The 11,933-nt window shown below is 47.3% G+C and carries 13 protein-coding genes; 11 read left to right on the top strand and 2 right to left on the bottom strand.

Annotated features, from left to right (window positions below; translation table 11 throughout):
* Window positions 1–139 precede the first annotated feature (139 nt).
* From pdxS to pyrD, 9 genes are all read left to right on the top strand, one after another.
* Entirely contained in the window at window positions 140–1,147 is a 1,008-nt protein-coding gene (pdxS, locus tag ACP5N5_RS02935) for a pyridoxal 5'-phosphate synthase lyase subunit PdxS (protein ID WP_012608150.1), read from the top strand.
* Window positions 1,148–1,152: 5 nt separating this feature from the next.
* Window positions 1,153–1,749 carry a pyridoxal 5'-phosphate synthase glutaminase subunit PdxT gene (gene pdxT / locus ACP5N5_RS02930; RefSeq protein WP_042667932.1) on the top strand — a complete coding sequence of 199 codons (597 nt, stop codon included), beginning with the start codon at window positions 1,153–1,155 and terminating at the stop codon, window positions 1,747–1,749.
* A gap of 15 nt (window positions 1,750–1,764) precedes the next feature.
* Window positions 1,765–2,907, top strand: coding sequence for a pyridoxal-5'-phosphate-dependent protein subunit beta (locus ACP5N5_RS02925; protein WP_428132705.1), 1,143 nt, complete (start codon window positions 1,765–1,767; stop codon window positions 2,905–2,907).
* Between the two features lie 119 nt (window positions 2,908–3,026).
* Window positions 3,027–4,598: a glutamine-hydrolyzing GMP synthase gene (gene guaA, locus ACP5N5_RS02920; protein WP_428132700.1), complete on the top strand. Its 1,572-nt coding sequence runs from the start codon at window positions 3,027–3,029 to the stop codon at window positions 4,596–4,598.
* A 12-nt stretch (window positions 4,599–4,610) separates the two neighbouring features.
* The gene (locus tag ACP5N5_RS02915; RefSeq protein WP_042667371.1) at window positions 4,611–5,204 is read left to right on the top strand and encodes a phosphoribosyltransferase; all 594 of its coding nucleotides are present in this window, start codon (window positions 4,611–4,613) and stop codon (window positions 5,202–5,204) included.
* A 41-nt stretch (window positions 5,205–5,245) separates the two neighbouring features.
* Window positions 5,246–5,920: an orotidine-5'-phosphate decarboxylase gene (gene pyrF / locus ACP5N5_RS02910; protein ID WP_428132691.1), complete on the top strand. Its 675-nt coding sequence runs from the start codon at window positions 5,246–5,248 to the stop codon at window positions 5,918–5,920.
* Entirely contained in the window at window positions 5,908–6,531 is a 624-nt protein-coding gene (gene pyrE / locus ACP5N5_RS02905) for an orotate phosphoribosyltransferase (RefSeq protein ID WP_428132688.1), read from the top strand. Before pyrF ends, pyrE begins: the two co-directional genes overlap by 13 nt.
* Window positions 6,515–7,285, top strand: coding sequence for a dihydroorotate dehydrogenase (locus tag ACP5N5_RS02900; RefSeq protein ID WP_428132684.1), 771 nt, complete (start codon window positions 6,515–6,517; stop codon window positions 7,283–7,285). The genes pyrE and ACP5N5_RS02900 overlap by 17 nt, the downstream gene beginning before the upstream one ends.
* Window position 7,286: 1 nt before the next feature.
* Window positions 7,287–8,186: a dihydroorotate dehydrogenase PyrD gene (gene pyrD, locus ACP5N5_RS02895; protein WP_042667368.1), complete on the top strand. Its 900-nt coding sequence runs from the start codon at window positions 7,287–7,289 to the stop codon at window positions 8,184–8,186.
* 47 nt (window positions 8,187–8,233) lie between these two features.
* On the opposite strand, the gene ACP5N5_RS02890 is transcribed toward pyrD, so the two are convergent.
* Both ACP5N5_RS02890 and ACP5N5_RS02885 read right to left on the bottom strand, forming a co-directional pair.
* Window positions 8,234–9,076, bottom strand: coding sequence for a hypothetical protein (locus ACP5N5_RS02890; RefSeq protein WP_276814550.1), 843 nt, complete (start codon window positions 9,074–9,076; stop codon window positions 8,234–8,236).
* Between the two features lie 119 nt (window positions 9,077–9,195).
* Window positions 9,196–9,873, bottom strand: coding sequence for a restriction endonuclease (locus ACP5N5_RS02885; protein WP_012608139.1), 678 nt, complete (start codon window positions 9,871–9,873; stop codon window positions 9,196–9,198).
* A gap of 102 nt (window positions 9,874–9,975) precedes the next feature.
* Between ACP5N5_RS02885 and ACP5N5_RS02880 the strand changes: the two genes are divergently transcribed.
* Both ACP5N5_RS02880 and ACP5N5_RS02875 read left to right on the top strand, forming a co-directional pair.
* Window positions 9,976–10,956 carry a deoxyhypusine synthase gene (locus ACP5N5_RS02880; protein WP_276814584.1) on the top strand — a complete coding sequence of 327 codons (981 nt, stop codon included), beginning with the start codon at window positions 9,976–9,978 and terminating at the stop codon, window positions 10,954–10,956.
* A gap of 3 nt (window positions 10,957–10,959) precedes the next feature.
* Window positions 10,960–11,933, top strand: a 974-nt coding sequence (locus ACP5N5_RS02875) for a TiaS agmantine-binding domain-containing protein (protein WP_428132672.1), incomplete at its 3' end; no start/stop codon positions are given.

Raw genomic sequence — 11,933 nt, 5'->3', positions numbered from 1 at the left:
AGGGGATACAGGGGGAACAAGGATGAAGTGATGAAACCAATTTAAATAAACCTATATGAGACCTGAACCCTTATCCATGGGAACGTTCAACAATGTTTATCCTATAATGCAATGCATTTAATACATCTGGTGACCCCTATTGAAGCTTGTTGACGCCTACGTGTTCCTCGAGGAGCTAGGAAGCCTTCTCTACAAGCTCTTAGAGCAAAGGGATAAACTCAGGGAGGAGGGATACCCTGTTCCAGGGAGAGAGGTAGCAACACCCCTGGTGAAATACGGGTTTGTATCTATGCTTAAAGGCGGGGTCATCATGGATGTGACTAATCCCGAGCAGGCAATCATAGCTGAGGAGGCAGGTGCTGTAGGGGTGATGGTGCTTGATAAATTACCCTACGATGTCAGAATGGCTGGAGGTGTCGCGAGAACGGCTGATGTAAAGGTTATAGAGGAGGTAATGAGCTCTATAACTATACCTGTCTCAGCGAAATGTAGGATAGGGCATGAATTTGAGGCCAGGGTTCTAGAGGAAGTTGGAGTCGACCTAATAGATGAGAGTGAAGTGTTGACGCCTGTCGATGAGAAAGCCCATATTAATAAATGGTTGTTCAAGACGCCATTTGTTAATGGTGCTAGAAGCCTCCCAGAGGCGTTGAGAAGAATCTATGAGGGAGCATCAATGATCAGAACCAAGGGGGAGCCGGGTACTGGTAACGTAGCTGAGGCCGTTAAACACATAAAGATCGTAAACAGGGATATCTACATGCTCAACGGCTACTATAGGAACGGAGATGTAGAGGCGATATGGGTTTACTCGAAGGAGAACCGAGTTCCCTACGAGCTTGCTCTTCTAACAGCCAGACTAGGGAGACTGCCTGTCGTGAACTTTGCAGCTGGAGGGATAGCGACGCCTGCGGATGCAGCCTTAATGATGTGGCTTGGTGCCGATGGAGTCTTCGTTGGCTCAGGCATATTCAAGAGTAATGATCCAGAGGCCAGGGCCCGAGGGATAGTATTAGCAACAACTTACTGGGATGACCCAGAGACGGTGCTTGAGGCGCAGAAAATGGTGTCTGAGAAAGCTTCAATGCTCGGGATAGATATCAGGAGGCTTAAACCCGAGGAGTTGATGCAGGAGCGAGGTGTGTAGTCATGATTAAAATAGGCGTCTTAGCTCTGCAGGGAGACTACCTTGAGCATTACCAGGTGCTTAAATCGCTTGGAGGAGTTGAACCAGTGATCGTTAAGCATTCAAAGGAGCTCTCAGACATTGATGCATTGATAATACCAGGCGGTGAATCCACGACAATAGGCTCATTAATAGAGAACAGGATGCTCAGCAAGCCCTTAGTGGAGTTTATGGAGACCGGTAAACCAGTTCTAGGCACCTGTGCTGGCGCAATACTCCTGGCTAAAGAGGTGGTCGACAGGGTTGTTGGGGAGACAAAACAGTATACTCTCAGGGCAATGAATATCAGGATAATGAGGAACGCATATGGGAGGCAAAGGGAATCATTCATTGCGACGGTCGATATTGAGGATATAGGGGAGGTGCGGGCAGCGTTTATAAGAGCTCCTATAATACTCGAGGCGCGTGAGCCTGCGAGGATAACTGGTTACCTCAACGATTCCTCGCTGGGTAGGCATGGTGTTGCTGCACGTGAGAAGAACCTGTACGCAGTGACATTCCATCCCGAGATAACGGGTGATATAAGGCTCTACAACTATATTATCCAGCAAGCCAAGAGATAGTGTGAGGAATGTATCTTGGGCCAGGATACATGGGTTTTTTCACGGTGTCTGAAATGCGGGTGGAGTGAGAAAGGGTTACATCTTAAATGCCCTGTATGTGGAGGTGTAACTGTTCTAGAGTATGAGAGAGCCTCCCTAAGTATAGAGAGGAATGAGGCAAGTATCTGGAGGTATAGGGGTCTTCTACCAGGGTTTCCCCGTAAGATATCGATGGGCGAGGGGCTTACACCGCTTAGAGTGGTGAATGGAGTACTAGTTAAAAACGAGAGAAAGAATCCCACGGGCTCATACTCTGATAGAGCGTCAAGCATTATTGCCAGTTACCTAGCTTCTACGGGTAGAAAAATCATTAGCGTCGAGTATGCCGAGGACTTCGCTTACTCCGTTACGTATTATACGCGTAGATTGGTTAAGGGAAGTATAGTAATCAAGGATCCTTTTAACGCTGACGTTGATGAATTAATCAGTATTCACAGGGCTGGCTTCACCATAAAAATAGGTGATACAGGGGAAGCGGACATCCCCTACATTAATCCACTAACTATAGAGGGATTGAAGACTATATTGCTCGAGATATATGAGAGGAAACTCAGGGCTGAAAACGTTATTGTACCGGTTGAAACAGGTACCCTAGCCTTCTCGCTCTGCAAAGCCCTCAAAGAGCTCAGCTATCTAGGCATAGATCCAGGATACGTGATCATGGGGGCTATGGTGAAGGGTGCTGAGAAACCCTGGCTCATAGAACACTGTAGTAACAGTGTTAAAATAGAAGAGGTTGATAAGGCTGAGGCATTGGAAGCGCTACTTGAATTAAGCCGTATAGGTGTAAGAACGAAGATGGTCTCGGCACTGGCATACGCTGTCGCGAAAACCATTGGTAACTCCATAGCTGTGATCACTGTTGGCGAGAAACATGTTAGGCAAAGAAGGAATCTAAGTAAGCTGGGCTCCGAGATACTTGGGATCCTCGAGAAGCAATCTGAGCTCACAGCCTACGAGGTATGGAGGATCCTCGGGAGATACAGCCTTAGAGGAGTGTATAAGGCGCTTAAATCTCTTGAGGAGCTCGGGCTTGTATGCGGCAAGCACGTGGTTAAGGGGGTTGGAAGGAAGGTGAAGACCTATTCCATATGTGAGGACAGCTATATAGTTGAGTAATCCGGCCTCGATGGATTTTTAATAGATTTAATGTAAAACCGGGCCTGTGAAACAATGATTTTATACATGAAAACCATTTAAACCCTGTTTTTAAGACATAGCCGGCTATACTATTCATCATGACACGGGAAAACATTATCGATATACCTGGAAGCAGGATCCTGATAGTGGACTACGGTGGGCAGTACACACATTTAATAGCTAGGAGAATCAGGGAACTCGAAGTATACTCCGAGATAGTCTTCTACAGGGATTTAAATCGCGTTAACATCGAGGACTATGACGCGGTAATATTATCAGGCAGCCATTTAAGCGTGAAAAGCCTTGACAAAGACGCCGTGGAGACAGCTAGGAAGATCCTCATGGAGGGAAATAAGCCATTACTAGGAATATGCTTCGGCCACCAGTTAATAGGATACCTCCTCGGTGCCAAGCTGTCTACAGGGTGCAGCGAGTATGGTAGAACCACCGTGGAGATACTGAGTAGTGATGCGTTATTTAATGGATGGGACAACAGCGAGGTAGTCTGGATGAGCCACGGCGAATGCATCGAAGACCTCCCCGACTCCATTACATTACTAGCTGAAAGCGAGAATAAAGTGGTGGCAGCTATTAAAGCAGTCGTGAACAACAGGGTTGTCTACGGTGTCCAATTTCATCCAGAGGTACATCACACTGTGAAAGGCCGGAGGCTCCTGGATAACTTCCTCGGGATCATTAATGCGAAAAGGGCTTGGAGGACCGAGAACTACTACAGGTACATAATTGATGAACTCAGCAGGGAGGTAACCAGGAATGGTGTAGCCGTTGTCGGTGTCAGCGGCGGCATAGATTCAACTGTTACAGCCTTGATAGGGAAGAAGCTCTTCAACGATAAATTAATACCCGTGTTAGTTGATCATGGTTTACTGAGGGAGGGGGAAAGAGAGCTTGTTGTCACATCCCTCGAGAAACTTGGGTTAAACCCCTTAATAGTGGATGCCGAGGAGAGATTCATCTCGAAGCTCGAGGGCTCCACTGACTGCGAGGAGAGGCGTAGAGTAATAGGTGAAGAGTTTGCGAGAATATTCTCTGAAATCATTGAAAAAGAAGGTGCTGAATACTTCCTACAGGGTACAACATACCCTGATGTAATCGAGAGTGGTGGAACCCGTAAGGCAGCCTCAGTGATCAAATCACACCACAACGTCGGAGGATTACCCGAGTGGTTTAGGGGTAGGGTTAAGATATTGGAGCCACTGCGTTTCCTCTACAAGGATGAGGTGAGAGAGATAGCTAGGTTACTCGGTGTTCCCCGTGAAATAATCGAGAGACATCCGTTTCCAGGACCTGGGTTAGCTGTCAGGATTACAGGTGTCTTCACAAAGAAGAAGCTGGATGTGTGTAGGAGGGCCTCTAAGATAGTTGAGGATGTGCTCAGAGAGTATGGGTTATACAGTAGAGTGTGGCAGGCCTTTGCCGTTATAGGCGATGATAGATGGGTCGGGGTAAAGGGTGATGCTAGAAGCCACGGTTACATAGTCACCGTTAGAATAGTCGAAAGCGTTGACGGGATGACTGCCGACTACTCAAAGATACCCTATGATGTACTCGATGAGATTAGTAGGAGGATCACTAATAGTATCCAGGATGTGACAATGGTTACCTATGCTATCACATCCAAGCCTCCCAGCACTATAGAGCCCTGCTGAGGCGGTGTGGACTTGAGGATCATCTACATACCATGGAGTAAAGCCATAGAGTTATGCTACAGGCTTGCATCCATGATACTTGATAGCGGGAAGCGATACGATACAGTGATAGCCGTATCTAGGGGAGGATTAATACCGGCTAGAATAATCAGCGATGTGCTTGGTGTAGAAGACCTAGTGGTCCTAAGGTCAAAGCTATGGGGGATCGGTGGTAAGATACGTAGTGAGCCGGAGATCTCAATACATGAACCACCAGATTTTAAAAATAGGAAGGTGCTAGTAGTGGATGAAGTAGTTGATACGGGAGCTACTTTAACCAGGATAACCAGGCTAATAAGGGATCTAGGGGCCGACCTCGTTGAGACAGCCGTTGTACACTATAAGTCCACAAGTTCATTCAAGCCTGATTACTACGTTGAGAAAATCGATGAATGGGCATGGATATTCTACCCATGGTCGTTCACTGAGACTCTGTACGGCTTAGCTAAGGCGAGAGGGGGAGATGTCTACGAGGAGTCGTTAAGGATACTAAGGGAGATCAAGGCTTCAGAGCTATATCTGGATCCATACAGGATAAGAGAGGCACTTGAAAGGTATAGTAACTAGAATATTTTTAAGTCCTGGTTTACATAGCTAAAGCGGGCTTCATGTTAGTTGTTGCAATTGATCCACCTGTAAGGGAGGAGAAAGACAAGAGGATAGATATCCTTGTAAGGGAAGTCGATGAGTATGTTTCAGGCTATAAGATAGGTATCCCATTCGTTCTAAAGCATGGTAAACAAGGGATTAGAAGGCTGAGGAGGCTCACGGGGAAGCCGATTATAGCGGATCTGAAGCTAGCGGATATAGGGGACATAATGAGTACTACGGTCAAGCATCTCGCAAACACTGGTGTAAACGCTGTTATAGCCCACGCCTTTGTAGGATATAATGGTGCATTAGAGACCCTTGTGAAGACATCCATGGTTACAGGGATAGGCGTTATATTAGTGGCATCCATGAGTCATGACGGCTCACGGGAATTCATAGATAAGCATATCGATGAATTCCTAGATCTAGCAGTGAAAGCAGGAGTTGAAGGCATTGTCGCACCAGCTACGAGGCCGAATGTAATCAGGTATGCGAGGGAGAGGCTTGGCGGATCAATAAAGATATACTCGCCAGGTATAGGGATCCAGGGAGCTGAACCCGGCTCAGCACTATGCGTGGGTGCCAATTACGAGATAGTAGGTAGGCTGATAACCGGTTCAAAGAATCCTGGTGAAGCAGCCAGGGAGGTTAGGGAGATACAGTTGAAGAGGTGGTCGAAGTGTCATGGATAAGCATTGAGCTCTATAAGAGGGGCATGGTGAAGATAGGGAGGTTCAAGCTATCCTCAGGCATAGAGAGCCCATTCTACATCGATATGCGGAGACTATACATGTACCCGGATCTCGCTAGGATGATCATCCTGGAGCTAACACGTAGAGTAAAACTCGACGATATCGATGTAGTAGTGGGTGTCGCGACAGCAGGAATACCTCTAGCTACATATGTCTCATACCTCACAAATAAGCCGATGGCATATGTCAGAGTGGAAAAGAAGAACCATGGAACCAGCTCGCTGATCGAGGGAGATGTAACTGGCTTGAGAACCCTGATACTTGACGATGTATCTACAACGGGCTCCTCGATACTGAAGGCTGTCGAAGCAATATTGGAAGCAGGCGGGATACCGGTGAGAGTAGCTGTCCTCGTTGACAGGGAGCAGGGAGCTCGTGAGGTACTTGCCTCCAGGGGTATCGAGCTATTCCGGTTAATAACAGCGAGAGAGGTCTTCAGGGATCTCTACGCTCATGGATTAATCAACGAGGCAACATACCGTGAGCTACTTGAGTACCTTGACAAGTACTCAGCAGGAAGAACGGTGAACCAGGGTGTACTACCCGGCTAAGATAACTGGCTCCGAGAAGCTTAGCAAGACACTGTATCTAAAGAGGATCAAGATACTCAGCGATGGAATCAAGGAACCCTTACCATTTCAATTCCTGCTGGCATGGGTGCCCGGAGTAGACTTGCTGCCAATGAGTGTAGCGGACTTCAGTAATGGTGAGGTAGTGATAATCGTGAAGGAAAGAGGAGAGGGGTCAAGGGCATTGATCAGGCTTCACAGTGGTTTCCTAGGAGTAATGGGCTTCTATGGTGCAGGGTTTAAGCCGTGGAGCTATAAGAGGATATTGTTTATAGCGGGGGGCTCAGGGATAGCTCCGTTCTTCTATCTTGCTAGGAAAGCATGTGAAGAAGGCGTTTCAGTAGACCTGGTATGGGGTGTTAGAGGGGGAGACGAGTTATTCAACCCTAGGAGTCTACTCAACACTGTAAACAAGGATACCGAAATATATGTCGCGACCGAGGACTGCAGCGCTGGCTACTGTGGTAGAGCATCAATGCTTGCATCCAGGGTGATCCATGAGAACCCGGGTAAATGGGATCTAGTGATAGCCTCTGGGCCGCAGGGCTTGCTAAGAGAGGTATGTAGCCTGCTCAGTGATACTGGTATAGAGCTGTATGTCAACACTGAGACCCTTGTTAAATGTGGGGTTGGGGCATGTGGCTCATGTGTCTTGAAACCCCATCCCCTCCTACTATGCAAGCACGGCCCAGTCTTCAGGTGCCGTGATATAGAGGGTTTCCTCAAGGGTGGTTGAAGTGCTTGAAACAAGTATAGCTGGGCTAAGGCTGAAGCATCCTGTTATGAATGCAAGCGGTATACTGGGCTCGGAGCCTGAGCACCTTGAGATACTGGCTAAGCAGGGTTTCTCAGCCCTTGTATCCAAGACTATAACGTTGAATCCTAGGGAAGGGTATCCCCCACCCATTATTGTTGAGTTAAGGAATAACGGGCTCCTAAACGCAGTAGGCTTAGCGAATCCCGGGGCCAGAGTGATTCCGGTTCTAGCTAGGAAGGCAAGGGAACTTAGTAAACCACTGATCCTCAGCATCGGCGGCTCCAGTGTGGAGGAGTTTGTAAAGCTTGCCGAGCTAGCTAGCGAGGCTGGCGTGGATGCAGTCGAGTTAAACCTTAGTTGCCCCCATGCGGAAGGCTACGGCCTTGAGTTGGGCAGTGATCCCATGCTGGTTTACAGAATAGTAAAGGATGTAGTATCTGTAGCATCCTTACCTGTGATAGCTAAGCTAGGGTTAACAGATAGAGTAATCGAGTCAGCTGGTAAAGCCCTCGAGGCAGGCGTGAAAGCCTTAACGCTGATAAACACTGTGAAAGCTATGAGCATAGATGTATACACTTTAAAGCCTGTGCTGAGTAACAAGTATGGAGGCCTCTCGGGGCCACCGATTCATCCAATAGCTGTGAGAGTGGTATACGACGTATACAGGGAGTACAGGGCTGAGATAATAGGGGTTGGAGGCGTGTCATCATGGATGGATGTAGCAGAGCTCATGCTAGCCGGGGCTAGGGCTGTGCAGGTGGGTACAGCTTTGATCTGGAATGAGAATATTGTGGATGAAATACTGAGCGGACTCCACAAATGGTTGATTGACTTGGGATATAATAGTTTAATGGATCTTGTTGGAATAGCAGTAATGTAGTGAATCGATCCCACCTTCCCTGATCCCCACGATTCATTTTTCACAGGTTACTCTACCTTTATATAGCTGACCGTGATGCCTAGGGATAAGAATATTAATGCGGTTAGGAATCCTACAGCAATTAAAACCGTAGGCGCATTGGCAACTAGTAGTAGAATGCTTAATGCGAGGAACACGAAGCTGGTTATTGAGAGGAACCGCATTATCTCGAAGACCCAGGGAGAGCCGGTTAATCTGACGAGTAGTCTGTAAATGCTGTTGCTTCTAAAAACAGTATAATGGGGGCTCTTCCTTAATATTTCCTGCCCCATTTTATCTAATTCAACTGCATCTCTTCCCGCAATCTTGATCCGTCTTAGTATCCTTGTAGGCGGCATCGTGAATGAGTCCAGTATTATAGTGAGGATCTTTTCATCTCCAACCAGGTTCTTCAACTCGTCAACGAGGAGCCATCCCTTCCTGGAGAGACCCGTCTTAACAATTATTTTATATAGGTTCAGTGATGTTATCACTTCTTTAGCTAGGTTTAATCTAACAGGTACCTGGAGCAGTTGTTGGTCATCGCTAACCTTAATCGGGTGAAACAGCTCTATCAGCTTCTTGACATACTCTTCTCCTTTCTGGCTTAACGATATATGGAGTTCGCCGTTAACCATGGTTTTAGAAATCAATTCTTTCTTCTCGAGCTTTCTAAGACTATCGAGAATACTCTTCCTAGTGTCACCAATAACCCTGGCTAACTCAGACACACCAACAGGCGTCTTGGTATTATATAAATATAACACTATGGAGAGCTGGCTGCTGGCCTTAGAGAAGTCTATTATGCTGTCAAGCGTCTTAAGCAACATTATCTTCCTACTGTAAGTATCAGCAATGACTTCACTACTCATGAAGTATAACACCTGCGTAAATATGGTTTTAAAATTATTTAAAAAAGTTGCGAACCATTGTTTTACTAAACCCCGGTGAAACTGATGCAGGAGAGAGACAGCTTATAACTGGAGGCCCATCATTTAAGTGGAGTTGGGGAAGGCTTTATATTGAATGACTCAATCACGTACCTGATATTATTCAGGAAGTCGTTGAACTCCCTTATACTTACATATAACACGTTCTCGTATATCCTTACAACAGGTGTCTGTAGTGTTAGAATTAATGGTATGGCTTCTCTCATGTAATCGAATACCCTGTACCTGCTTCTAACATGTTCGTAGTGTGAGATAAGCTTTCCTAGGCGTTCAATCTGCCTGGTTCCTGCCTCGATCAACCTCCGCCTAGTATTATGGGACCATTGCTTGCAATCTACGAGTATCCCGAGCCTGCTCACCGGATCCACTCCTACTACATCTATTTCGAATCTCACAGGGCTTGAGAGGAATACGTTTGTCTCAACAATGTACCCGTGCCCACTCATTATAGTGGATGCCAGTTTCTCGAAGTCCCTCCACTCCAGTGCCTCGCTTACCCTTTTCACGCTTACTCCTTGATCTAGGAGTTTCAAGGCAAGTTCAAGTGGCTTATCAACTATTATCATTCTACCGTTAACCGTGATAAAGTCCCTGTTGTCCCCTAGGAGCTTGTCAAGCACGTCATCGACCACACCATAGGCTGCCTGAACCTCGTCAACCAGTATTCTCCTTGATTTAAGTATCCTTAATAATATCTCCTTCTCTAGGGGTGAACCCACTACCTATGCCACCATTCACTCTATGATTGCTTGGACTCTATAATGAAACTATAATATACCTGGCTAAAATTATTGAGTGGGTGGCGGATAATGGTGGATCATATGCCAGAGGAGTTCAACATAGAGGAGTTGAGAAGCAGACTGCTCGGCGAGGTTGTAAGAGATATCACTATAACACCGGAGATAACAATCTGCGAGCTCGTGGAGAAGCTCGGGGATGCCCATGGCTTCATGGCCGGGCATGTCTATAGGGCGAGCCAGATACTCAATGAGATGACCAGGGATAGTGAGGCAACCCGGTTCCTTGCCTTCACAGGCAACATTGTTTCAACAGGTTTAAGGGGGTTACTGGCGCAGTTGATTAGGGACGGGTTCTTCCATGCTGTGGTGACGACGTGTGGTACGATAGATCATGATATAGCTAGAGGCACGGGGCACGCATACTACAAGGGGGACTGGATGTATGATGATGCACTACTGAGGAGTGTTGAGATCCATAGGCTCGGCAACATATTGATCCCCCTGGAGAACTATGGTTTAGCCGTTGAGAAGTTTACAAGGAAACTCCTCGAAGAGATCGGAGCTATAAAGAAGAAGTGGAGTGTCAGCGAACTCCTCTATGAGGCAGGTAAGAGGATAAGCGATAAAAACAGTATACTACGCGCCGCTTACGAGAAAAACATACCGGTCTTCGTCCCAGGCATATTCGACGGCAGCTTCGGGTCGCAGATAGTCTTCAACCATGCATCCACCGGTGTTGAAGTAGACTTGATAAGCGATGAGAAGAAGATAATAGACATGGTTTTCGCGGCTAAGAGGCTTGGAGCCTTGATTATCGGCGGGGGGATCAGTAAGCATCACACCATATGGTGGGCCCAGATGAAGGATGGATTAGACTACGCGGTATACATTACCACTGCTGTAGAGTACGATGGGAGCTTGAGTGGGGCACAACCGAGGGAGGCGATTAGCTGGGGGAAGCTCAAGCCTACGGGTAAGCATATAGTAGTATACGCTGATGCAACGATAACGCTACCCCTGATAGTAGGAGGTATGCTATGCCTCGCTAGGAAAGGGGGCTAGGTAGTGGAGGGCATTAGGCTCCACATAGGGTTAGATGACATTGATTCCCCCATGGGTGGCTGTACAACACATATAGCTGTCCAAATAGTCCACGAGCTCTCAGGCAAAGGGAATATATGGTTCACAGACTACTTGAACCTCATCAGGCTGAACCCGGCTGTTCCATGGAAGACCAGGGGAAACGGCGCCCTCGCTATAAGGCTAAGCGTCGCTAGTGAAAGCGATCTAGTGGATGTCATTGAACACGTGGAGAACAAGGTCGACGAATACGTGGCTGAATACTCTAACCCCAAGCACCAGCCCTCACTAGTATTCCTTATAGGGGATGTACCAGGGTTCCTGGAGAAGTATGGGGAGAAAGCACTATACGACTTCATCCCATTAGACTACGCTCTAAGAGTAATTGGGAGGCTAGGCGAGAGGATACGGGTTCACGCTCCAAGGGGTAGGAGAGGCGTGATAGGCGCCTTAGCAGCCATAGGCATCCAGATGCTCAGTGGAGACTATACATATGAGTTGATAGCCTATAGGACGCGTGAATACATTGGTAAACCCAGGATGATCGATGAAAACAGTATAATGGAAATGGATAAGGCGACCCAGGGGAAAACAATACTCAACTACGACTACGAGTCGAAACGCTCCTTGATAATCCCAAGGGGCCCGGATCCCGTTCTCTACGGGATTAGAGGAGAGTATCCATGGGACCTCATAGATGCGTCTAAATACCTCAGGGTGTTTGAACCAGTGGAATACATGGCTGTCTTCCGGACAAACCAGCACACTGATAGCCATCTACATCCGGTGGATACAGTGTGTGATGTACACCCATATATGTGTGTGAGGCTGACTGGTACTGTCTCATCGAAGCCCCGGCGTATACAAGGAGGGCACCTCGTCTTCAAGGTATGTAACGAGTGCTGTATGGATGTAGCGGTCTACGAGCCAACGAAACGTTTCAGGGATGTAGTGGAGAA

The sequence above is a fragment of the Desulfurococcus sp. genome (genome assembly GCF_049970475.1).
Taxonomy (GTDB): domain Archaea; phylum Thermoproteota; class Thermoprotei_A; order Sulfolobales; family Desulfurococcaceae; genus Desulfurococcus; species Desulfurococcus amylolyticus.
The sequence above is the reverse complement of the archived record's forward strand: the minus strand, read 5'-3'. Positions and strand labels throughout refer to the sequence as shown.